This is a genomic window from Synechococcus sp. H70.2, assembly GCF_047462275.1.
GTDB lineage: Bacteria > Cyanobacteriota > Cyanobacteriia > Thermostichales > Thermostichaceae > Thermostichus.
On sequence record NZ_JANSIU010000001.1, the window covers coordinates 183,521 to 205,953 of the forward strand.

Genomic DNA, 22,433 nt, shown 5'->3' on the forward strand with positions numbered 1-22,433 from the left:
AGGTTCTGGTGGCTGGGAAAAACTGCGCACCCCCGCACTCTGTTGAGCCCTGAGCGGGGATCCCACCCATTTAGAATGGAGGGTGTTTTGGATACGGTTCTGCTGCTTGCTGAGTTGCTAGCGATTGCAGAGCTCTGAGGCGCTGACGTGTTTGGGGAGGTTTGGGTGGTGAGAGGGGCAAAGTGCTGGCAGCTTTTTGGCTGGGTGCGGCTGGGGATGGCGGTGGCAGGTGTAGTGGGATCCCTGCTGCTGTCCCGTCCAGCAGTGGGGCAGTCGGGCTTTGTCATCACGGGCAGCGAGGGGGTACCTGTCCTCAGCTATCGGCTGGATTTTCGCGGCATTCGTGGTCGGCTGGATCGCTATCGCCTGACGATCCCACCGCAGGACGTGGCGGTAGCAGAAGTTCTAATTAGTGGGGACAGGAACTTTGATGCCGTCATCGATCCCCAGAATGTGCGCCTAGAGGTGGAGGGGAAGCCAGTGGAGCTGGCGGAAGTGTATTGGGACGAGGAGTTTCGCTCCTTGGAGGTGGTGGCCCGTCAGCCCATTGCCGCCGGCCAGGAGATCCGCTTGGTGCTCTCCAATGTGCGCAATCCTTCCGCTGCCGGCATCTACCGGGTAGAAGCGCGGGTAAAGGGGACAGAGCCCAATCCGCTCTTCCGCAAGGTGGGCAACTGGCTCATCACCATCGACGATCCGGAGCGGCTTACCTTCTAATGGCCGCTGCCTCTGGCTTCAACAACCTCAAGGGATCCAAAGAGGAGCTGGGGGCGAACGGTAGCCTGGCATCCAGGGAGAGGTTGTCTTTGGTCCTAGCCGACACCTGGTATCCCAACTGGTGGCAGGCCCTGCTCTTGGGCATGGTGCAGGGGATCACCGAGTTTCTGCCCATTAGCAGCACGGCGCACCTGCGGGTGGTTCCGGCTTTGCTGGGCTGGCCAGATGCAGGCGCTTCCTTTGCGGCGGTAATCCAGTTGGGCAGCTTGGGGGCAGTGTTGATCTACTTTGCCTCTGATCTGCGCCAGGTGCTCCTTGGCTCCTGGAAGGCTTGGCAGGAGCGAGATTTCCAGCAGGAGTCTTGGCGGCTGCTCATAGGGATCCTGGTGGGGACGTTGCCAATTGGGGTTGCCGGGTGGGCCGTCAAGGCCATTTGGGGATCCCCGCCCCGCCAGTTGGGGGTGATTGCTACTGCCGCCATTGGCTTGGCACTGGCTTTGGGCTGGGCGGAACGGGTGGGGAAACGCCGGCGAGATCTGCACAGCCTGGGCATTTGGGATGGGCTCTGGGTAGGGCTGGCCCAGGCTTTGGCGTTGATTCCAGGGGTATCCCGCTCCGGTGTGACGCTGACAGCGGCTCTGTTGCTGGATTTGCAGCGCTCGGCTGCCGCCCGCTACTCCTTTTTGCTAGGGATCCCGGCCCTCTTTTTGGCCGGGGTGGAGGAATTTATCGCCGAGTTCAGGGCAGAGGCACTGCTGTCGCAGGGGTTGGGGACGCTCTCGGCCTTTGTTTTCTCCTACTGGTCCATCGATTGGCTCATTCGATTTTTGCAGCGCAGCAGCACCTGGCTGTTTATCGTCTACCGGATTGGGTTTGGCCTGTTCATTTTCTTGGGGCTAGCCCTGGGGTTCCTGCAACCTTAAGCCGACTTAGCGCTTTGGGCAGGTACTCCCCTAGGTGGGCCGGATCCACCCCTGTTAGACCCCGCTCCCCCGCCAGCTGGATAGCGGCTTGGGCGTGCCACCACACTCCAGCACAGGCACAACTGAGCAGCTCCGCGATCCCCATCGACTGACCCAGTTGGGCCCTTCTGCGCGCCACCAGGCCGCCGATTAAGCCAGTTAGGACATCGCCGCTGCCACCGCGGGCCAAAGCCGGTGTGCTCTCCGGGTTGACCCAGCATTCCCCCGTAGGAGAGGCGATGACCGTCCGTGCTCCCTTTAAAACCACCACCGCTCTACTCTGGGCTGCTGCTCTCTGGGCTGCCTCCATGCGATCCGCAAGCGGGATCCCTGGAAAAAGCCGGCGAAATTCCCCCAGGTGGGGGGTGAGGATGGCTTGGATCCCGTTTTCTTGCAAGCGCTCCACCCCCATCTCCGCCAGGGCATTAAGGCCATCGGCGTCGATAACCCAAGGGATCCCGGCCCAATCCTGCAGCAAGCTCTCCAGCAGTCGCCGGCGGGTTTCTCCTAGGCCGGGCCCCACTGCCACCGCCTGGAAAGGTTTTTCGCCCAGCGGCGGCAGAGCCGGGATCCCTTCCCAGGGGTGAACCAAGACTTCCGGCAAAGTGCTGTGGATGAGCCCCTTCAATTCCGCCGGCACCGCCAGGGTTACCATGCCCACGCCACTGGCGCGGGATCCCAGCCCGGCCAACGCCGCCGCCCCGGCATAGGCCGCCGACCCTGCGACCACTAGCAGGGATCCCTGGCGATATTTGTGGGTATCCAAAGGTGGGTCAGGGGGAAAATGGGGCCAAGGGTTCAGCAATAGCTGGGGAACCGCCCCTGCTAGGCAGACCCAAGGGGGGATGCCAAAATCAAGGCGATGCAGCCGTCCTACCCAGGGCAGAGCCGCCTCCTGCCACAGGCCCCGTTTCCAGAGGCCCAGGGCATAGGTGTGGCTGGCGCGGATGCAGCAGCCCCAGATCTCGCCTGTCTGGTCGTTGAGGCCGGAGGGCAAGTCCAGGCTGAGGATGGGAATGCCGCTGCCGTTGGCCCATTCCACCGCCCCCGCCCAGGGATCCCCCAGGGGCCGGTTTAGGCCAATGCCAAAGAGGGCGTCAATGAGCAGATCGCAGTCGGCCAACGCCTCCACCCGCTCCACAAACTCCGCCCCCAGCGCCCTGAGGTAGCGGGCGTGGTTAGCGGTTAGGGGCTTGAGATCCGGCTTCCCCAACCAAACCTTCACCTCCTTTTGGGCTAGCCGCAGCTCTCGCCCAACCACCAAGCCGTCGCCGCCATTGTGCCCCGTGCCGCAGAGGATGCCAATCCGCTGCACCTGGGGAAAATCCTGCTGCAACTGGGCAAAGGCGGCCAGCCCCACCTTCTCCATCAGGGCGGCCACGGGCATGCCGGCAGCGAAGATCTCCTCCTCAAGACGCCGCATCTGCGCCGAGCTGACCAAGGCGGTGGCCGGGTCAAAGGAGCGGAGGAGGCTGCTTGGCTGGGGCAAAGAGGGCTCTGGCATGGCGGTCATGGCTGAGGGGGGCTTATGGAGCTCAGCTCGATCACATTCCCGTCGGGATCCCGAACAAACACAGCCGCCCGCCCGGAAGCGCTGAGCTGCACCTCATAGCCTGCCTGCAGCAGGCGGGCCTTTACCGCCTCCAGATCTTCCACTCCCAGGGCCACATGGGGAAGGCGCCCCCACTTCGCCTTGCTGCCACGACTGGCTTGCTGCCCTTGGTCAAGCGGCTCCTCAGGGACGATCAAATGAATCTGCGAAGACCCCACCTGGTACCAAGCGCCAGGAAAGTTAAAGGGAAACCGCTCTGCCTTGGGGAGCCCGAGCACAGTTGCGTAGAAATGCTCGGCCCTGGCCAGATCGCTAACCCAAAGGGCGGTGTGGAGGTGTTGATAGGTGCTCATGACGTTGCTTTAGCTTAATCAGCGGGAAGCCCCGCACTGTATTTATATCAGTGTCGCGATGAAAGCTGTTCGTCCTACAATTATTGATTAAATCTCTGGAGAGTTTCCCTGACTGGTTCCTGCCGTGGGTCGCCCGGTGGCAGTAGGCTGAGACCTCTGTACCAACAAGTCTGTGAAGCGGGAAGCCCGTACGCTATCTAAAACGAAGATGAGTGTCGGGAGTCGTTCACCGCAAGGCCTTGAAGCTGGCGAGAGTAATCTCCAAGGGCCTGTTCCGCCCAGACACTAAGGTGGAGCTAGGGCAGCGGCGACGAAAATATCCTCTATCTTGCTTCTTGCCTAGGGGTTGGTCTATGGGATCCCACACCAAGTTTTTCGGCACCGTCTTGGCCATGCTGGCTGTTAACGGCATCTACTTGCAATTACAGCAGCTTGCCCTGCGGTTGGAAGAAGAGGTGAACCCAGCTCCTTCAGAACAGGCTGCTCCAGAGCCGCAGAGCAACGCCCAGCCGCCGCATCCCTGGGGTCATCTGGCCCAAGTTTTCCGGGGGGCCAGCTTCGTCGGGATCCCCACCCCTAGGTTCCAAGCTGAGAAGCAGGGTGGTGCTTTGCAAAGGGGATCAAACCCCGTACCATAGAGGAGCAGGCCCCCTGTTTTGCGGTTTACAACTTGGATACTCACCATGACTCAGCCGTCAGCGACCTCTGGGCAAAAGCCACTTGTTATTGCCCCTTCCATCCTCTCGGCAGACTTTAGCCGCTTAGGAGAAGAAGTGCGGGCAGTGGATGAGGCGGGGGCCGACTGGATCCACGTGGACGTCATGGATGGCCGCTTTGTGCCCAACATTACCATTGGCCCCTTGGTGGTGGAAGCCCTGCGCCCGGTTACGGCCAAGCCCCTAGATGTGCACCTGATGATTGTGGAGCCGGAAAAGTACGTGGCTGACTTTGCCAAGGCGGGGGCCGACATTATCTCCGTTCATGCCGAGTCCAGCTCCACTATTCACCTGCACCGCACCCTCAGCCAAATCAAGGATCTGGGCAAACAGGCGGGCGTGGTGCTCAACCCGGCCAGCCCCTTGGAGCTCATCCAGTACGTGCTGGATCTGGTGGATCTGGTCTTGATCATGAGCGTCAACCCCGGCTTTGGCGGCCAGAGCTTCATTCCAGCAGTGGTGCCCAAAATTCGCCAACTGCGGGCCCTCTGCAACGAGCGCGGTCTGGATCCCTGGATCGAGGTGGATGGCGGTATCAAGGCTAGCAACGCCTGGCAGGTGATCGAGGCGGGGGCCAATGCCATCGTGGCCGGCTCGGCCGTGTTCAAGGCCAAAGACTATGGGGAGGCTATTCGCGCTATCCGCAACAGCCGTCGCCCGGAGCTGGTAACGGTTTGATTTGGGAAAACCGTGCTCTTGCGCTCCTCTCAGGCCAAGGCACAGAGGAGCAGGGATGGAAGGACGAGCCCGAAATTCTAGCGCAGAGCGGCGGTCTCCTGCTGGGTAGCCGAAGGCACCGTACCCTCCTCACTGGCGGCTTGGACGAGGCAATGGGAAGGCGTGGAAGGAGGAGTGATTGGCTGGGGCGAAGTAGGGCTGAAAAAAACCTGGCAGAAAGGCAGGCGGCTGTTGCGCTGAATGTCAGCAAGGTAGGGAGGAGGGATAGTACCCCAGTAGGCCTCTAGCACCTGCTGGTCGGGATCCTCCGGCAGCACCTGGTAGTACACCATCAGGCGGTTATCGGGGAACCAAGCGCGGACAAGTCTTTGCAGCTGCCTTGGATTGAAGCCCGGTTCCTCTGGGTTATAAATCAGGTGCATCCCCACTAGGCGCCCGCCCATGAAGTAGGCCTCCACATAAAACCCGCGGGCATAGAGGGGGGGCACGGAGGGATCCCGCGACGAAGGGGCACCCGGCAAGTAGAGAGCCTCACCCCCGGGGCGCAGTTGCCAGCGGCTCCAGCGGGGATCCTCCCGGTCGCTGGAGAGGGCTTCCCAATTGTTGGCGCGGGCGTAGCTTAAGAAGCGCTCCTCCACCATGCCCAAATAGAGCATTTCCATCTGCCAGGACGGTCGGGCCCGCGTTTGCAAGAGGGGCAGCGTGCGCACTTCTCCCTGCTTGAGCACCAAAACTTCTGCCCGCGCTGGGTAACCTTCCCACGTCAGCAGTGCTGCCAAGATACCTGCTCCAACTGCTCTACCAAGGCTGGCCAGCCCTCGCCGTGCCGCCCGTAGCAACAGCCTGACCAGGGGCAGCTCAAACCAAGGCCACGCCCCGCCCAACGCAGCTAGAGAAGCAGGGACGTAAGATGAGATCACGGGGAGATCAAGAGGCCAGGAAGAGGATAGGGGCCATGAATGCCTTATTCTAGCTTAACCAGCGGGAAGCCCTGCACTGGAGTTCCATGTAGTGTCGGGACGAAAGCCGTTCGTGCTACAACTAGGGGGGACAAGTAATTTCCCTAACTTGTTCGTGCTGGGGGTCGTAGGGTGGCAGCAGGCCGAGGCCTCTGGACCAACAAAAAATGCGAAGCCCGTACGCTAGCTGTTCGCGCAGCCTGTCGTAAGCCAGGGTGGGTTTACTCAACGAAGACGAGGGTCGGGAGTCGTTCACTCACAGTGCTGAGGTTCCTTAGAAATCTTAACCTGCTGCCCTGGGTGAACTTTCTTGCCGACAGCGGATGGATCAAAACCCGTATCCAACTGGGCGCGACTGCCGAGAAGCTCCCTCCTCGACCGTAGGGCCGGGGCTCATCGTTATTGCTGGCCCCACCGCCACCGGCAAGTCGCAGCAGGCGTTGTGGCTGGCCCGGCGGCTGGGATCCCCCCTGTTGAACGCCGACTCTCGTCAGGTCTACCGGGAGTTTGACATCGGCACCGCCAAGCCCACCCCTGCTGAGCGGGCCCTTTGGCCCCATGAGTTCATTGACTTTGTGGATCCCCGCCACACCTACACTGTGGCCGAGTTCCAACGAGCCGCCCAAGCCCGCATTGCCGAGGCCCATCGGCAGGGACAGACTCCCATTCTGGTGGGGGGGACGGGGCTTTACATCCAATCTATCACTGCAGGGCTGGGGATCCCGGCAGTTCCCCCGCAGCCCCAGTTGCGCGCTCAATTGGAGACGTGGCCGCCTGAGATCCGCTACGCCTGGCTGCAGCAGTTGGATCCCGTGGCCGCTCGGCAGATTCACCCCCATGACGAGGTGCGCACCCTGCGGGCTTTAGAGATCATCTACACCACCGGGAAGCCGGCTTCCCGCCTGCGGCAGGCCCACCCTCCCAACTACCCCATCTTGATCTTGGGGCTGCACTGCCCGATGCCCCGTCTAGAACAACGCATTGCCCGGCGCACAGCGGCAATGCTGGAGCAGGGGTGGATCGAGGAGGTAAAGACGCTGCGGGAGCGCTATGGGCCGGACTTGCCTCTTCTGCAGACCTTGGGCTATGCGGAGATTAGTGCTTACCTAGAAGGGCGGATCCCAGAGGCGGAGCTCCAGCCTTTGATTGTGCGGCGTACCCGCCAGTTTGCCAAACGGCAGATGACCTGGTTTCGGGCCATGCCAGGGATCCAGTGGCTAGACTGCGAGGCTGAGGATCTGCCGGAGCAGATTTGGAACCGGGTTATGGCGTGGAGGGCGGCTCAGACCAGCGCCGAAACCACTCCTGCCGTCGCTGCGCGTCCGCCCGCCGATTGGTAACGATCTCCCACACTTGCACCCCTTGGGCGGGCAAGGGATCCAGGGCTTGAGCCAGCTCCTCCCACGTCTCCAGCCGCTGGTGGGGAATGCCGTGAGCCTGGCAGAGGCGAGCAAAATCTACCGCCTGGGGAGTGGCAAAGTAGGGCTCAAAGGGAGGATTGAGCCCCTGGCGGCCCACCTCCGCAATGGGCAGTAGCTCGAAAATCCCTCCTCCCTGGTTGTTGATGAGCAAAATGGTTAGAGATCCCTGTAGCTGAGAGCTAAGCCGCAGGCCACCGCAGTCGTGTAGAAAGGCCAGATCCCCAGTCAGCAACACCGTCGGGCGATAGCGGTGGGCCACTCCAAAGGCAGTCGAGAGGATGCCGTCGATGCCGTTGGTGCCGCGGTTAAAGTAAGGCCGGATGCGGCGGTCGTTGGGCGGCCAGAACCACTCCACATCCCGCACCGGCGTGCTGTTGGCAATAAATAGCGGCGTTTCCGGAGGCAGGTGGTGGGCCAGCCACCAGGCAACCTTGCCCTCAAACCACTCCGGCACAGCCGCCAGCAGGCGATCCAGCTCAACCCGAGCTTTTGCTTCCGCCCTCAGCCAGGTTTGCAGAAAAGCGGTTGCCTTGGCCTTGCCTGCCGGGATCCCTGCCGCCACCTCCTCTACTGTGTAGGGCAAGTGGGTTGTGGAGTTGTGGAGGGGATCGGCGTTCTGAGGACGGGGGTCGAGTAGCCAGGTGCGGGGAGCCGCTTGCGCCAGAACTTGCCGTAGCACCTTGCTGGTGGGCAGGGATCCCAGTTGGATGACTTGTTCCGGCCAGAGCAAGGGATCCCCCCGCTGCAAGAGGAAGTCGTAGGTAGTGATGAGGTAAGGGTTAAGGGAAGCGTAGTTGCGCAAGGGGGAGAGTCCCTCCGCCAGCACCGGCCAGCCCAGAGCCAGCGACAAACGGGCCACTGCTGCCACGTACTCTTGGGGATCTGCCGGCTGGGCTGGCCCTGCCAAGATCACCCCCCGCTCGCAGCTGCACCACTCCTGCCAAAAAGGAGCTGTCTCTAGCTGAGAAGAGTTCCGCCTTGTCGGAAAGGGAAATCCAGCAGGAGCCACCCCCCGAAAAAAGGTCTTCTCAAACTCAGGATCTTCCTGCAAATGGACTAGAGGCGCAGTGCTGCCATCAGCAACAGGGGCCAAGGGATCCCGCAAGGGCACGTTGAGATGCACGGGGCCGGGAAAGGGGTAGAGGGCGCGTTCCCAGGCGTGGACAATCATTTGGCGCAGGTAGGCCAGAGCTTCCAGGTCGGCGCTGGGCACTGCCAACTCTGCCTGCCAGTTGGGGTAATGGCCGTAGAGCTTTACCTGGTCGATGGTCTGACCGGCGCGGCAGTGGCGCAGCTCCGGCGGCCGATCCGCCGTCAACACCAAAAGTGGCCAGCCACTTTCTGCTGCCTCGATCAGGGCAGGGAAAAAATGGGCACCAGCACTGCCGGAGGTACAAACGAGGGGAACGGGCTGCCGCAGCCGCTGGGCCAAGCCAAGGGCAAAAAAGGCCGCTGACCGCTCATCCAGCACTGGAATGGCCTCGATCTCGGGGTGCCGCGCTAGCGCACAGGTGAGGGGGGCAGAGCGGGATCCTGGACACACCACGGCCACCCGACAACCCAGCCGGCTCAAGGTCTCGGCCAAAACGGATCCCCAAAGGGCATTGAGGTTGCGCCAGTCCAGCCGTTGAGGGAGAGGGGTGTTGGCCATCCCAGCCACCAGAGGAAGTGAGGAAGTAACCCACAGTGGGCTCATCCTGTTACTCTATGCCCACCGACCCTCCCAGGGGAACTCTCTAGGGGTCCTCCTCCCGTCCCTCGCTGGCTATGGCTACTAAGGGAGGATGTTCTCCCCTGCCTGCAAGAGGAGCCACAGCTTGGTCAGGTCTCCCCGAGGGGGGAATAATGTTATGTTCATGAGAACCTCCCTTATCGACCTTTGCTGCAGCCAAGCAGGAGCACCCATGCCCAGGAAACCCGATGGCTACCTCATTCACATCATGCTGGAAGGGGGTCAAACCCTGCAGGTACGGGTCAAGGAAGCCAGAGAATACACAGAGCTAATCAACCAGCTGATGGTGGGCGGGGACGAGTTCATCCCCTTGCCCAAGCAAATGGACAATGAGTACATGATCGTGCGTCCCCGGCGGGTGGCTGGTGTATCCGTGGAGGCAATCTACACCTCCAGTGTTGGTATTGAAGGAGTGTAAAAATCCCAAAAGCCAAGAAGCCAGGGAGCCCCCGTTGCAGTCCAAGGCCCCTAGCCTTGGAGCTGGGGGCTCTGGGTGGGCTTTCTGCAGATTCAGGAGGCCAAAAAGGTTATTTCTCTGGTGGCAGGATTACCTTGTCAATGATGTGGATAACGCCGTTGGAGGCCTTGAGATCAGGGGTTACCACCTTGGCGTCGTTGACCTGGATCCCATCCTTGACGACGATCTCCACAGGGGCTTCGGCAAGGGTAGTCAGCTTACCGGCCTTTAGATCTTGAGAGAGAAGTTCGCCAGACACCACATGATAGCTGAGCACTCGCTTCAATTTCTCCTTGTTTTCTGGCTTGAGCAAGTCGTCTAGAGTGCCTTTCGGCAAGGCCGCAAAGGCCTCATCCGTCGGGGCAAAAACGGTGAAGGGACCTTTGTCAGAGAGGGTCTTCACCAGGTCAGCAGCCTCCAGGGCTTTGATTAGGGTGGTGAAGGAGCCAGCCTCTGCAGCAACATCCACGATGGTTTTTTGGGCAGGAGCCGCAGTCTTCGCGCTTTCAGGCGCTGGGCTGGGGCTACTGGCATGGACTCCAGGGGCTGCAGCCAACGTAGCGGCCGAGGCAACGACCAAAGAGAGCGCGAAGAGATTGCGAATCATGCAATGTAACCCTCCGTGAAGAGTAGGTTTACACTCCTTTACGACGGAGAAGCTCTAGCTCGAGTTCCCTTTTCTCCTCGAGGGGGCAAAAGCTATCCCTGAAGGGCGATTACACCTAACCAACTCTTGAAGCCGCTGGCCGTTTAGGCGTTGCCCCTACGGCTTGCCGAGGGATCGCCACTACCTTCGGGTTGCTGGAGACTGGTCAAATCGTTGAGGCGGCGCAGGATCCCCCATCCCTGCAGGGCTTCCAAGAGGGCCTCCCGCACGACAGCCACTGTTTCCTGGTCAAGGGCCAGGCGTAGATAGTCCACTGCTAGCCGGGTTTGTTCGGGATCCAAATGGGGCATAAGGCTCTGCAGCCGGCGCACGCCCAGCAGCCGCCTGTAGGGATCGGGGGAGGCAATGTCACCCAGATCCCGCTCCAATTGGGAACGCCGCCGCTCCTGCCGGCGGCTGAGCCATTCCCCAAACAGCAGCAGCAGCAGGGCCAGCGTAACCAGCCCCTGCACAATGGCGCCCGTGGCTAGCCAGCGTTGGCTGGCTTCTGCCCAGATTGAGACCACAAGGTAGGTACCGAGGGCAGCGCCTGCCCCCCCCGCCCCAGCCAGCAGCAGGGAGCGATCGGCTTGGCGCAGCCAAGCTTGCCACTCCTGCCAGCGGCGGCTAAACTCAGGGCTGCAAGCCGCGTACACCCCTAGCATCACCCCCGTGCCCACCGCTAAGGAAAGGGCCAGGCGCCAGTGCCAAAAAGCCAGCCCCGCCAGGGCCAAGCCCGACAAAGCCAGAACCCGCCACTGCGGCCCTGCAAGCATCCATAGGGCCACCTGGGATCCCACTTCTACTGCCCCTTTCTGAACCCGCTGCAGATACTCTCGCCAGGATCCCTGGCCAGGGGAGGGGCGCTCCGTTCCCTTCTTCACCGCTGGAACTCCCAAAGCTGCGCTTCCTCTAGAGGGGATCCGCTGGCCCCCTAGGCCGGCGTCCCCTCAACTATGCTAAGAGCGCTCTGCCCCACTGAGGCCAGCTAGATAGGCCTTCCACCCTTGGGCTTGCAAGCGGGCATTTTTCTCCTGCACGCTCTGCTTGAGGCTTTCCCGATAGGCCAGCACCCGTTGTTGCAGGGCGGGATCGCCGCTAGCTAGGATCTGCACGGCCAAGAGTCCAGCGTTGTAGCCATTGCCGATGGCTACAGTGGCCACGGGGATCCCTTTGGGCATCTGCACAATCGAGTAGAGGGAGTCTAGCCCCTGTAGGGATTGGCTAAACACCGGCACCCCAATGACCGGCAGAGGAGTTAGAGACGCCACCATCCCCGGCAAGTGGGCTGCCCCGCCGGCGCCGGCAATGATGACGCGGATCCCTTGGGTATGGGCGCGGCGGGCAAACTCCACCATTGCTTCCGGCGTGCGGTGGGCGCTGAGGATCTGGAGGTGATAGGGGATCCCGAACTCCTCACACACCTGGGCGGCAGGGGCTAGGGTAGGCAGATCTGAGTCGCTGCCCATCACGATAGCGACGAGAGGGGAGGCTTCCATAAGCGGCTGGCCCGTCGTAGCCGATCCATAATTGCATAACCTAGGCCGGTGACGACCGGTGGCGGTTCAGCCAATAGCAGAGTGGCTGCTCCCTCATCCAGGCGGCGCAGGCTGGCAAAGAGGCCGCGGGCCGCCAAGTTGGGATCGGGGCCCAGGCATTCTAGGGTAAAGGCAACTTCAGGCCAGTGGCGGAAGAGGCTTTCTGCCAGCGCTTCCGGTTTGGCAGCAAAACTGAGAATGCCCAGGTGGGAGTGTCCCACTGCCGATCGCCGCAACTGTTGCCAGTCCTCGGGCTGGAGCTGGGCAAAGGCAACGGGTAACAACCAGAGGGGCTTGCCGGGGGCGTAGTGGCTGCTCAGTTGTCCTGGAGCTTCCGGCCTCTCGCCGCTTCCGGGGGCAGGGGGAGAGCTGAGGGGCAAATCGAGGTGGGATGCCAAAACTTCCAGCGGGATCCCGCCGGGGCGCAGCAAGGTGGGGGTGCCATCGGGGCTAAGCTTGAGGACTGTCGATTCCACGCCCACGGCACACTCCCCCCCGTCCAAAATATAGGGGATCCGCCCCGCCAACTCGGCGTAGACAGCCTGGGCCGAGGTGGGGCTGAGGCGGCCAAAGCGGTTGGCACTGGGGGCAGCCAAAGGCACCTGAACTGCCTGCAGCAAAGCTTGGGCTACGGGGTGGGCCGGCACCCGCAGCACCACGGTGGGCAAGCCACTGGTGACGAGATCCGGCACCTGCGGGCCCTTGGGTAGCACCAAGGTCAGCGGGCCCGGCCAGAAGGTGGCGACAAGGGATCCCAGGCGAGCGCGAGCGGTGGCAGTAAAAGCCGACAGATCCACTAGCTTCCCCTCCAGCCCCTCGAGAGGGATCCCGGCTGGAAGGTGCAGGATCAGGGGATCGAAACGAGGGCGCTCCTTGACGGCAAAGATCTTGGCCACCGCCTGCTCGTTGAGGCCGTGGCCTGCCAGGCCGTAGACCGTTTCTGTAGGCATGGCCACCAACTGGCCCTGCCGCAGCGCTTCGGCCGCCAGGGCAAGGTGCTCAGGGGTGGGGGGGAGGATCTGGGTTTGCATGGGAGGGGATTCACGGCCCTGCGGGCAACGAGAACGGGTTTTGCCGGTCTCGGCCTCAGGGCTAGCTTCCTTCTTCAACATGGGTGTGCAACACCTTGCCGCGCAGGGTCTTGCCCAACCAGGGAGTGGCTTGGGAATGGGAGCGGAGGGTAGCTGCTGAAACTGTCCAGGTATGGGTTGGATCAAAGAGCACCCAGTCACTGCCGGGATCCAGACAGGGCGGCTCCAGCCCCAGGCAGCGGGCCGGGTAGAGGCTGAGGGCCGACCAGAGCTGTAGCGCTGTTAGCAATCCCGTCTCCACCAGGTTTTGCCACAGCAGCGGCAAGGCCAACTCCAGGCCTATGGCCCCAGGAGGAGCCTCGGCAAAGGGCAGGGTTTTCTCCTCGTAGGTGTAGGGAGCATGATCGGTGGCGATGCCCAAGTTGCCGCTGCGGATCCCGGCAATAAGGGCCTCCCGGTCGGCAGCATGGGGCAGAGGAGGCAGCAGGCGCAGGTTGGGATCGTAGCCGCCCTCGAGGACAGCTTCCTCCGACAGGAGGAGGTGCATCCAGGTGGTGCTGGCAGTAACCGGCAGCCCCTCTGCCTGGGCCTGCTGGACAAGCTCTAGACTGCGGGCTTGGCTAAGGCGCATCACATGCACCGGCGCCGGCGAAGGGACGCTGCGCAGCACTTCCAGGAGGCGGGCCAAGGCGGCAGTTTCGGCACTGGCTGGGATGCCCTTTAGCCCTAGGCGAAGGGCCCATACTCCCTCGTAGAGACTGCCCGAGCCCGCCAGGGTGGGATCCCAGGCCCAAACCAGTAGCGGCTTATTCCAAGGTCGCAAATACTCCAGGGCCCGTCGCAGCAGAGCCAAGGAGCGCAGCGGCTCTAATCCGCCGACCCGAGCCACAAAGCCAATGGCTCCGGCGTGGGCCAGCTCTCCCCAGGGGCTGGGAGCTTCTTCCCGGTCACCCAAGCTAAGGGCAGCCCAGGGCAGCCAGCGGGGATCCCCACGCTGGCGGCGATAGCGGCCCAGCTGCTCTGGCTGATCCAGCACCGGAAAAGCTGCCGTCCCCGGGACAGGAGTGGGCAGGAGGCCAACTTGGGTAAATCCGCCTGCTCGCGCTGCTGCTGCCAGGGAGGTGAGGGTCTCGCGGCCAGTGGAGAAGCCCCTCTCCCCCAGCTCGCCACTGTAGGTGTACAGATCGATCAAGCCTGGGCCCAGCACCCAGCTGGAGGCGTCCAGACGGGGAACCTTGGCGGGGATCGCTGCTGCCTCGACGAGGAGAAGGCGGCCCCGACGTAGCCAAACATCAGCTACTTCATCGCGCTGGCGCCAGGGATCCAACAGGCGTACTCCTTGCAGGCAAATATCCGGCAAACCCAGGTCGACAGGGAGAGGGGATCCCATCTTCACCCCCTAGAGAGCGCCCGCAGTGGTGCAGTCGAGAATCTGGCCGGACAGGTGGGTGGTGAGGTTCAGCACTCTTAAAACTGGCGCACCCTCCTTTCCTTCCGGGTAGTCGATGACGGTAATGCCGCCATTCCCTTGCTTGAAGATCCAAAAGGCATGAGGAGAAAGGTCGAACAACTGGCAGATAATGGCCTTGTTGATGGCATCGTGGGCTACCACCACTGCCGTACCTTCTGGAAACTGAGCAGCCGTAGTGGTCAAAATTTCTTCCCAGGCCGAGCGAGTGCGGGCCCAAACTTGGTAGAGGTTTTCCCCGTTGGGCATCTGCACGGCGGCAGGATCCCGCTGCCAGCGCTCCAGCTCGCCGGGGTATTCGGCTTCCACTTCACTCTGTAGCTTGCCCTCCCAGTCGCCGTGGCAGATTTCCTGCAGCTCCACCATTGGGCGCAGGATGAGGTGGGGGTGGTGGCGACAAATGGCGTCAGCGGTAGCCCAGGGCCGCTTGAGGGGGCTGGAAAAGGCCAGGTGCAGCGGCTGATCCGCCAAAAACTCGGCCACCTTGGCTGCCTGCTCCTCGCCGGTGGCGTTGAGGGGAATATCCCGCTGCCCCTGGAAGCGTTGCTCCCGGTTCCATTGCGTCTCGCCATGTCGCACGAGCAGAATGCGCATCCCCTGCTTGCGCTTGGGCAGAGGCTGGCCCAGATGGGCGGTGATGTTCCAAGATTCCAGTTGCACTGGTCCCCCCAGGCCCTGGGGGAAGTTAAGAACGCTGATAGCACAGTTGTTTTGCCCCAGACGGTGGTAGTGGACTGGCCCCAAGCCAATGACCGTGCTGACCAGGGCACGGTTGAGGCCGCTGTGGCCGACGATAAGAACGTTGAGGGGATGCGTAGGATCACTCCCCCGCTCCGAGCGGGGATCCAACTGCACCTGCTCAGCCAACTGTTGCCAAAAGACCTGCGCCTGCTGCCAGAGATCCCGCACTGGAAAGCGTCCCCCCAGCTCCAGCTCGTCGGGGTGGTACCGCCAGCGGTAGTACTCTTCCGGGTACTTCTCCTTCACCTCGGCAAAGGTCAAGCCTTCCCACTCCGTTAGGTCAATCTCCCGCAGCTGCTCACTAATCAGCAACGGGATCCCCCCTCGCTCCCTGAGAAGAATGTGGGCGGTGTCGAGGGCGCGGGAGAGAGGGCTGCAGTAGACATAATCCAAGGGGATCCCGGCTAGAGCCTCAGCTACCCGCTGTGCCTGCGCTTCTCCGCTGGGGGTGAGGCGAGAGAGATCGGAGCGGCCTTGGATGCGATTTTCGACGTTGAAGGTGCTCTCACCGTGGCGCACAAGCAGGATGCGCAGGGCAGGCTGAGCCATTGTTGGTACTGATTGAACTCAAGGACCTCTTCTAAAGTATCGCCTAGAGCCCTACTGGGGGTTTGGCTGGCCTCACCTCAAGGAACTCCCGCTCGGACTAGTACAAGGGGGTGAGCCGCGCCAGGAAAGCTCCCCCCGGCTCTTGGTAGAGAATTTGTCCCTGCCAGCCGTTGGCGTGGGCATAGTGCAGCAGGGTCTCTGGATCTACAAAGAGCCAGGGGAAGGGATCCCCGCGCTGACCGTTGTATTCGGCCACAAAGTTGACTACCTTGGTTTTTACCTCCCCTCTCCCTTCCTCTTCTAAAACCCTGGTTTCTGGATCCGCAGGAATGGCCGGCTCTGGAGTTCGCGGCAGCAGATCCTCTAGAGGCGCTGGGTTTTCGCCAAAGTCGCTGAGCTCAGTGGAGTCCAAGAGCAACTGACCCATAGGCTGAATCCAAGGGCGAGCCAGGCGCAGAAAACGCTCCAACCCCGCCAGGGATCCCACTAGGCCGGCGCCGTTCATCAGCAACAGCAGCGTATCGAAGGGCTCCTCCGGCCCTGCCCAGTGAAACAGGTCGGCGGCAATACGGCAGCGCACCCCCCGTTCGGCCATGATCTGCAACGCCACCGGAGAGCGATCCAGGGCGGCCACAGCCAACCCCTCCTCCTGCAGCAGCAGGCTGTGGCGGCCTGTGCCGGCACCAATGTCCAGCACGCGACCTCGACAGAGATCCAAAGCCAGGGCCTCCACCTCCGGCAGCTCCTGGGTGAAGAACACCTCCGGCGAGATCACCTGGGGCTCCTCTGCCAGCGGGATCCCCTCAGCGCTGTAGGCGTGCAGGCGCAAAGCTCCCTTGGCTTGGCCCCGGTGCCAGTCCCAGAGCGCCTGCTCCAGCGGATCCTGCGGCACAGGGTTTTCGACAGCCTCTATCATGGGAAGACTACGGTATCGCCCAATGGCCAATGCTAGCGAGGCGGCCTCCTTTTGGGCCTACTTCCATTCTGGAGCAGCTGGCCCTGCTGCAACTCCTCCATGGTTGCCAAGTCTCCGCCACCCATCGTTTACATTGTTCTGGGACTCCTGCTCCTCTGGGGCGGTCATCGCGCTTGGCGGGCGGGCTACCTTCGCTGGCCGCAAGGGATCTCGCTGCCAGGGTTGGGCAGTGGGGCCCAGGATCTGCTCTTAACCAGCGGCGAGCGCACCCTCTTTGCCGATAGCAGCCCCGCCGCCGTGGCCGCGGCAGAGCTCATCCGCCAGGGCAATTTTAGGGCGGCGATCCCGCTCCTAGAGATGGGGCTACAGAACAACCGCAACGACCCGGAAGCTCGCATTTTCCTCAACAACGCCCGCGCCCAGCAGCAGGGCAACCCCTTGAGCATAGCCGTGGTGGTGCCCATCTCCAGCAACCCGAACCGCGCCAAAGAGACGCTGCGGGGCGTGGCCCAGGCCCAAGAGGAGCTATTTCAGCAAGGGGGTATTGCAGGGCGGCTGCTGCGGGTGGTGATTGCCGACGACGGGGATAACCCAGAGCGAGCGGTGGCAGTGGCCAAAGCCCTGGTGGGCCGGCCTGAGATCTTGGGGGTGATCGGCCACAACGCCAGCGATGCCACCCTGGCGGCGGCTGAGATCTATCAGGCTGCCGGCCTGGCTATGATCTCCTCCACCTCCACCAGCACCCGCATCAGCCTGCTGGGGAACGCCATCTTTCGCACCGTCCCCTCCGACCAGATTGCTGGCACGCAACTGGCCCGCTATGTCCTTAACAAACTGCGCCTGCAGAGGGTGGCCATCTTCTACAACCCCAACAGCGCCTACAGCACCAGCCTGCGCGACGCCTTTGCCTCCACCCTGACCAGCGAAGGGGGGATTGTGCTGGCCACCTTCGACCTAACAGCCGCCGATTTCAACCCCCAGGCCAGCCTCCAGAGAGCGCTGGAGCAGGGATCCCAGGTGGCTTTCTTGGCGCCTACGGCTTCCGTAGCCCAACAAGCGCTGGCCGTTGCCCGCCAGAACGCCCTCCGCGGCCAACCCCTTGCCCTGGTGGGGGGAGATGTGCTTTTTAGCCTCACCACGCTCAAGGAAGGGGGAGCAGCGGTGGAGGGCATGGTGGTGGCGGTGCCCTGGCACCCCGATCTTCCCCGCAGCCGCGGCTTTGCCCAGAAGGCAGCCCAGATGTGGGGAGGGCAGGTGAGTTGGCGCACCGCCCTGGCCTACGACGCCACCCGTGTTTTTCTCCAGGCCCTTCGGCAGGGATCCCCCAGCCGCAGCGGCATTCTCACTGCCCTTGGCGACCCCAACTTCCGCTTGCCAGACGGCGCTTCCGGGGAGGTGCACTTTTTGCCCTCCGGCGACCGCGATGCCCCCTACGTGCTGGTGCGCGTCGAACGGGGCAACCGCTCCGGTACGGGCTACGATTTTGTGCCCATCCCCCAGGGATCCCCCTAGGCGCTAGAGTGGTAATGCTCTCCAAAAAACCAGAGGGGTCGGATCCCATGCCCAGCCGGATCACAGCCTGTTTCCAGGCGCTGCGCAGCCGCGGTGAAGCCGCCCTTATCCCCTACCTCACCGCCGGGGATCCCGACTTGCAAACCACCTTTGAGGCTCTGCAGGTGCTGGATCACCACGGCGCTGATCTCATCGAGCTGGGGGTGCCCTACTCGGATCCCCTGGCCGATGGGCCGGTGATCCAAGCAGCAGCTACCCGTGCCCTTAGGCGGGGCGTGACCTTGGGCGCCATTTTGCAGGGGTTGAGGTGCCTCTCGCTGCGGGCCCCTCTCATCCTCTTCACCTACTACAACCCCATCTACCAGCTCGGCATCCCCAACTTTGTGCAGCAGCTGCGCCAGGCTGGCTGTGCTGGCCTAGTCGTCCCTGACCTGCCCCTAGAAGAGGCCGGAGCCCTGCGGGAAGCAGCGCAGGCAGAGGGGATCGACCTCATCTTACTGGTGGCCCCTACCAGCCCCCCCGAGCGCATGCGGCGCATTGCCCAACACTCTAAGGGCTTTATCTACCTGGTCAGCACCACCGGCGTCACTGGCGAGCGGGCCACCCTCGAGCAGCGGCTCCCAACCTTGCTGCAGCAGTTGCGCCAATCCACCTCCCTGCCGATTGGGGTGGGCTTTGGCATCTCTACCCCCGACCAGGCTCGCCAGATTGCCCTCTGGGGAGCCGATGCCGCCATTGTCGGCAGCGCCTTTGTGCAACGGCTGGCCAAGGCGCCCACCCCTGCCCACGGCCTGCAACAAATTGCTTGCTTCTGCCGCGAGCTCAAGGCTGCCCTGCAAGGAGTAGGGGCCCCGCACTCTTGATGGCTGCAGCGGAAAAGAAATGAAACGAATATTTACATTTTTTAGCTCCCCTGTCGACCAATTGCCCGCTCACTGCACTGGCAGAACGAGGAGCTTGCCGGCCAGGCCGATCTGATTGTTTGTAAATCTTCACAAAATACTCATCGCTCCCGCGCTATAAAATTGTCCTGGATGCTCGGCTGTCTGAAAGTTGTAGGAGTTGTCGGCCGGTCTCAAAATCTGGGGCTTCGGTGGAGGTAGTTTTGAGCCCCCTTCACAGGATCCCCGGTTTTTGGGCGAACGGATCCCGCATCCAGCGAGGCTGAGCAGCTAGCTTTTGAGAGGATCAGCCAGTCGCTCATCCTTACTTTGGGAAAAAACCAAGAGGAGATCCATTATGCAAGACGCCTTTACCCGGGTAATTACTCAGGCAGATGCGCGTGGCGCTTTTTTAAGTGAACAAGACTTTGCTCGTTTAGAGGCTTTGGTGGCAGAAGGCAACAAGCGCCTGGATGCCGTCAACCGCATGACCAGCAACGCTGCTCAAATTGTGGTTAACGCAGCTCGTTCTCTGTTTGCCCAGGAGCCAGATCTAATTGCTCCCGGCGGTAACGCCTACACCAACCGCCGCATGGCTGCTTGCCTGCGCGACCTGGAGATCATCTTGCGCTACATTACCTACGCCACCTTGGCGGGAGACAGCTCCGTGCTGGAAGATCGCTGCCTGAACGGTCTGCGGGAAACTTACATTGCTCTGGGAGTGCCCACCAGCTCCATGGCCAATGCCATTGCGGCTATGAAGAGAGAAGCCCTGGCCAAGATCATGGATCCAAACGGCATCACCCCTGGCGACTGCTCAGCAATCCAAAGCGAAGTGGCCAGCTACTTCGACAAAGCTGCTGCCGCCATTGTGTAGGGTGTCTTGGTTTTTAGCGGGGGCCGGCTTGGCCCGTGCTAAGCAAAGCTTCTTTTAGTAGCAAGCAGAAGTCCCCCAATTTGGGGTGGACTGGCTGCTTAAGGTCTGTTTTTGCTAGCAGTGAACGCATTGAGGAGTTGAAAGGTGAAAACTGTTATTACTGAGGCAATTGCCGCTGCTGACAATCAAGGGCGTTTTCTCAACGCCAGCGAGCTGCAGGCTGTGAGTGGTCGCTACCAGCGGGCTGCCGCCTCTCTAGAAGCAGCTCGTGTATTGACCCAAAACCAACAGACGCTGGTGCGCGAAGCGGTGCAAGAAGTGTTCAAGCGCTTCCCCTACCTAAGCCAACCAGGGGAGATGGGGCATGGCGAGGTCTTTCAGGCCAAGTGCGCCCGTGACATCGGCTACTACCTGCGCTTTATCACCTACTCGCTGGTTGCCGGTGGCACCGGCCCCCTCGACGAATACTTGGTGGCTGGTCTGCGGGAAGTGAACCGCGCTTTTAACCTCTCCCCCAGCTGGTACATCGTGGCTCTGCAGCACATGAAGAGCCGCGCTCTGGGCATGCTGAAGGGCCAAGCGGCCAATGAAGCGGCCATCTACTTCGATTACGCCATCAACGCCCTCAGCTAGGGGAGGTAAAGATAGGGCTCCTTAGCCATTGAGCCAATCTCTTTTGGTTTGCCTAGCAGGCAGCAACCTGGGTGGAGGTAAGCTCCCTAGCTCCTAGTAACCAAGCTCTCCTAGGGACTGGGTTGTCTGCCTGCAGGCTTAACCGAAGGGATGGGAAGGCAGCTTGACAGTGCCTCCTAGGGTTCTTTTGCTAACTGTGTAGGCCTCTTCCGAGCTTGGGCAGCGGGAGTGGCAAGACAACTATTCAAGCAGCGGGGAAAAGTATGTTCGGTCAAAGCACCAGTAGCCCAGAGGCTCTGACAGAAGCCGGTAGTCGGGTTTACAGAATTGAGTACACTGGCCTACTCAACCCACCTGAGGCCCTGAGTACCTCAGAGAAAGTGCGCCGCAGCACTGCTACGCTTACCGTCCCCTACAGCCGGCTGTCTGCTGAGATGCGGCGCATTCTACGGATGGGTGGCAGGGTTCTCCGGGTTATCCCTCTCTCGGGATCCCCTGCCCAAGGCCCTACTCCTCCTGTCCAGTAAGGGATCTTACTGCCCTGGGGCTTGGCTCTAGGCAAGCAGTTGTTGAAAAAGTTGCCCTGGCTTCATGAATGGCTCTGCAATAGCTCGTCTAGCCTCCAACACGGCAGTGCTGCCCCAGCAGCTTACCTGGGAGCAGGCAATAGCCTGGCTGCAAGGGGACGATCCGCAGGAGCGCTACTACGCCGCCTGGTACTTGGGCACTATGCGCGATGGGCGGGCAGTTGAGCCCTTGCTGTTGGCGTTGCAAGACGAGCGAGATCGCACTGCCCTGGGAGGCTACCCGCTGCGGCGCAACGCCGCCAAAGCTCTAGGGCAAATTGGCGATGTCCGGGCTGTGCCTGGGCTGATTGAGGCGCTTAGCTGCAGCGATTTGCTGGTGCGGGAAGAGGCGGCCTACGCCCTAGCCCAGCTGGGAGACAGACGAGCAGTGCAGCCCCTGCTAGCTTTGTTAAAGTCGCAGGAGGAGCAGCCTTGGGAGGCTTTCATTGAGGCGCTGGGCCACCTCAACGCTAGCGAAGCTGAAGCAGCCATTCGGCCTTTCTTGGATCACCCTTCAGAGCGGGTGCGTTCAGCAGCAGCTTGGGTCCTCTATCGCTTTACCCAAGCGGAGGAGCTAACTCAAGTTTTGGTGGCGCTGCTAGCCCACCCCAACTTTAGCTTGCGCCAGGCAGCCCTCTTCGACCTAGCTGAATCGGGCTGGCTTGCAGGAGCCCCCCTGTTGGCCACTGCCAATGTGGCCCTTAACCTGCGCCTCAATGCTCTAAAGCGGCTATTTGACGTGGCCTTGCAGTTGGGGTGGGTGCCGCCAGATCAGGTGGCAGCGGCAATCATCCCCCACCTTGACAGGCTGTTTTAGAGCTGGGACTTTTTTGACCTCACCTTAGCTTCTAGGCCGGTTATGTCCTCCTCATCCCCTGCGCAAGTGCTTCCTCCTGCTGTGGCTCAACTGGCTGCCCAACTGGAGCAGGCCACCTCAGAGGCGGAACTGCTAGGCGTGGTACGAGCTCTGGGCTCCCTGGGCCAGGTAGAAGGGATCCCCCTGCTCATTCGCGCTTTTGGCTTCAACCGCCCTGCTGTGGGGGAGGCAGCTCTGGAGGAGGTGTTGCGCTTTGGAGAAGCGGCGGTACAGCCCTTGCTAGCCAACATTGACGGCTTTGACTATGGGGCGCGGGCCTACTCGGTGCGAGCCTTAGCCCGCATTGGCCATGGGGATGCTTACCCCCTTTTGGTCGACTTCATTGTGGCTGATTTCGCCCCTAGCGTGCGGCGGGCAGCAACACGGGGACTGGGACGGGTGGCTGCCCAACGCCCCTTGTCCGATCAAGAGCGAGCTTTGCAGCTACTCCAGCAATGCCTAGGGGATGCCGATTGGGGAGTGCGCTATGCCGCTGTTGCAGCCCTAACGGACCTAGCCCGCCTAGGGGAGCTTTCCCTGCGACCTGCTGCCAAGGCAGCCCTGCAGACAGCTTTGCAGGATGCGGATCCTTTGATCCCTCTCCGCGCTCGCCTAAGCCAGGAGGAGCTGGCTACTGAGCTGTAGCCTCTTCTTGTTGTTTCGTTTCTTGAT

The 22,433-nt window shown here is 61.8% G+C and carries 24 protein-coding genes; 13 read left to right on the forward strand and 11 right to left on the reverse strand.

All coding sequences use genetic code 11. The annotated features are described in order from the left end of the window. Positions 1-147 precede the first annotated feature (147 nt). Together NW822_RS00870 and NW822_RS00875 are read left to right on the forward strand one after the other, a co-directional pair. Positions 148-717, forward strand: a complete 570-nt coding sequence (locus NW822_RS00870) for a DUF2808 domain-containing protein (protein WP_414403208.1) — start codon at positions 148-150, stop codon at positions 715-717. Between the two features lie 89 nt (positions 718-806). Continuing rightward, positions 807-1,640 carry an undecaprenyl-diphosphate phosphatase gene (locus tag NW822_RS00875; RefSeq protein WP_414360031.1) on the forward strand — a complete coding sequence of 278 codons (834 nt, stop codon included), beginning with the start codon at positions 807-809 and terminating at the stop codon, positions 1,638-1,640. Here the strand turns inward: NW822_RS00875 and NW822_RS00880 are convergent. Next, positions 1,600-3,183 (reverse strand): NAD(P)H-hydrate dehydratase, encoded by a 1,584-nt coding sequence (locus NW822_RS00880; RefSeq protein WP_414403209.1) that lies wholly within the window; start codon positions 3,181-3,183, stop codon positions 1,600-1,602. The genes NW822_RS00875 and NW822_RS00880 overlap by 41 nt on opposite strands. A 5-nt stretch (positions 3,184-3,188) precedes the next feature. Beyond that, complete coding sequence (locus NW822_RS00885; protein ID WP_414403210.1) at positions 3,189-3,584, reverse strand: VOC family protein; 396 nt, start codon at positions 3,582-3,584, stop codon at positions 3,189-3,191. 353 nt (positions 3,585-3,937) lie between these two features. Between NW822_RS00885 and NW822_RS00890 the strand changes: the two genes are divergently transcribed. Together NW822_RS00890 and rpe are read left to right on the forward strand one after the other, a co-directional pair. Beyond that, positions 3,938-4,222 carry a hypothetical protein gene (locus NW822_RS00890; protein WP_414359392.1) on the forward strand — a complete coding sequence of 95 codons (285 nt, stop codon included), beginning with the start codon at positions 3,938-3,940 and terminating at the stop codon, positions 4,220-4,222. A 45-nt stretch (positions 4,223-4,267) separates the two neighbouring features. Beyond that, complete coding sequence (rpe, locus tag NW822_RS00895; protein WP_414403211.1) at positions 4,268-4,978, forward strand: ribulose-phosphate 3-epimerase; 711 nt, start codon at positions 4,268-4,270, stop codon at positions 4,976-4,978. A 77-nt stretch (positions 4,979-5,055) separates the two neighbouring features. Here the strand turns inward: rpe and NW822_RS00900 are convergent, their stop codons facing one another. Beyond that, on the reverse strand, positions 5,056-5,757 hold the full coding sequence (locus NW822_RS00900) for a hypothetical protein (protein WP_414403212.1): 702 nt from the start codon (positions 5,755-5,757) through the stop codon (positions 5,056-5,058). A gap of 503 nt (positions 5,758-6,260) precedes the next feature. Here NW822_RS00900 and miaA point away from each other — a divergent pair. Then, positions 6,261-7,277: a tRNA (adenosine(37)-N6)-dimethylallyltransferase MiaA gene (gene miaA / locus NW822_RS00905; RefSeq protein ID WP_414359386.1), complete on the forward strand. Its 1,017-nt coding sequence runs from the start codon at positions 6,261-6,263 to the stop codon at positions 7,275-7,277. Here miaA and menD read toward each other — a convergent pair. Further along, entirely contained in the window at positions 7,201-9,009 is a 1,809-nt protein-coding gene (gene menD, locus NW822_RS00910; RefSeq protein WP_414403365.1) for a 2-succinyl-5-enolpyruvyl-6-hydroxy-3-cyclohexene-1-carboxylic-acid synthase, read from the reverse strand. The two genes, miaA and menD, sit on opposite strands and share 77 nt — an antisense overlap. Before the next feature lie 253 nt (positions 9,010-9,262). Between menD and NW822_RS00915 the strand changes: the two genes are divergently transcribed. Further along, a complete protein-coding gene (locus NW822_RS00915; protein WP_414403213.1) occupies positions 9,263-9,508 on the forward strand; it encodes a hypothetical protein in 246 nt (81 codons plus the stop codon). A 109-nt stretch (positions 9,509-9,617) separates the two neighbouring features. Here NW822_RS00915 and NW822_RS00920 read toward each other — a convergent pair whose 3' ends face one another. The 7 genes from NW822_RS00920 to NW822_RS00950 form a co-directional block, all read right to left on the reverse strand. Further along, a complete protein-coding gene (locus NW822_RS00920) occupies positions 9,618-10,016 on the reverse strand; it encodes a fasciclin domain-containing protein (RefSeq protein WP_414403214.1) in 399 nt (132 codons plus the stop codon). 281 nt (positions 10,017-10,297) lie between these two features. Continuing rightward, a complete protein-coding gene (locus tag NW822_RS00925) occupies positions 10,298-11,077 on the reverse strand; it encodes a hypothetical protein (protein WP_414359379.1) in 780 nt (259 codons plus the stop codon). 75 nt (positions 11,078-11,152) lie between these two features. Then, positions 11,153-11,692, reverse strand: coding sequence for a 5-(carboxyamino)imidazole ribonucleotide mutase (purE, locus tag NW822_RS00930; RefSeq protein WP_414359378.1), 540 nt, complete (start codon positions 11,690-11,692; stop codon positions 11,153-11,155). Then, the gene (locus tag NW822_RS00935) at positions 11,662-12,843 is read right to left on the reverse strand and encodes an L-threonylcarbamoyladenylate synthase (protein ID WP_414403215.1); all 1,182 of its coding nucleotides are present in this window, start codon (positions 12,841-12,843) and stop codon (positions 11,662-11,664) included. Before NW822_RS00935 ends, purE begins: the two co-directional genes overlap by 31 nt. After that, positions 12,824-14,152: a dihydroorotase gene (locus NW822_RS00940; RefSeq protein WP_414359374.1), complete on the reverse strand. Its 1,329-nt coding sequence runs from the start codon at positions 14,150-14,152 to the stop codon at positions 12,824-12,826. The genes NW822_RS00935 and NW822_RS00940 overlap by 20 nt, the downstream gene beginning before the upstream one ends. 9 nt (positions 14,153-14,161) lie before the next feature. Continuing rightward, on the reverse strand, positions 14,162-15,520 hold the full coding sequence (locus NW822_RS00945) for a histidine phosphatase family protein (protein WP_414403216.1): 1,359 nt from the start codon (positions 15,518-15,520) through the stop codon (positions 14,162-14,164). A gap of 97 nt (positions 15,521-15,617) precedes the next feature. Next, on the reverse strand, positions 15,618-16,436 hold the full coding sequence (locus NW822_RS00950; protein WP_414359370.1) for a class I SAM-dependent methyltransferase: 819 nt from the start codon (positions 16,434-16,436) through the stop codon (positions 15,618-15,620). 99 nt (positions 16,437-16,535) lie between these two features. Here NW822_RS00950 and NW822_RS00955 point away from each other — a divergent pair, with 99 nt between their 5' ends. The 7 genes from NW822_RS00955 to NW822_RS00985 all read left to right on the forward strand — a co-directional run bounded on the left by NW822_RS00955 (position 16,536) and on the right by NW822_RS00985 (position 22,406). Beyond that, the gene (locus NW822_RS00955; RefSeq protein WP_414403217.1) at positions 16,536-17,948 is read left to right on the forward strand and encodes an ABC transporter substrate-binding protein; all 1,413 of its coding nucleotides are present in this window, start codon (positions 16,536-16,538) and stop codon (positions 17,946-17,948) included. 47 nt (positions 17,949-17,995) lie between these two features. Continuing rightward, on the forward strand, positions 17,996-18,811 hold the full coding sequence (gene trpA, locus NW822_RS00960) for a tryptophan synthase subunit alpha (RefSeq protein WP_414359366.1): 816 nt from the start codon (positions 17,996-17,998) through the stop codon (positions 18,809-18,811). Positions 18,812-19,184: 373 nt separating this feature from the next. After that, on the forward strand, positions 19,185-19,706 hold the full coding sequence (locus NW822_RS00965) for a phycocyanin subunit beta (RefSeq protein WP_414360029.1): 522 nt from the start codon (positions 19,185-19,187) through the stop codon (positions 19,704-19,706). 144 nt (positions 19,707-19,850) lie between these two features. Beyond that, complete coding sequence (locus NW822_RS00970; RefSeq protein WP_414359365.1) at positions 19,851-20,339, forward strand: phycocyanin subunit alpha; 489 nt, start codon at positions 19,851-19,853, stop codon at positions 20,337-20,339. A gap of 263 nt (positions 20,340-20,602) precedes the next feature. Then, entirely contained in the window at positions 20,603-20,866 is a 264-nt protein-coding gene (locus NW822_RS00975; RefSeq protein ID WP_414403218.1) for a phycobilisome linker polypeptide, read from the forward strand. A 64-nt stretch (positions 20,867-20,930) separates the two neighbouring features. Next, positions 20,931-21,722, forward strand: a complete 792-nt coding sequence (locus NW822_RS00980; RefSeq protein WP_414359361.1) for a HEAT repeat domain-containing protein — start codon at positions 20,931-20,933, stop codon at positions 21,720-21,722. A 42-nt stretch (positions 21,723-21,764) separates the two neighbouring features. Further along, complete coding sequence (locus NW822_RS00985; RefSeq protein ID WP_414403219.1) at positions 21,765-22,406, forward strand: HEAT repeat domain-containing protein; 642 nt, start codon at positions 21,765-21,767, stop codon at positions 22,404-22,406. The last annotated feature ends 27 nt before the right edge of the window (positions 22,407-22,433 follow it).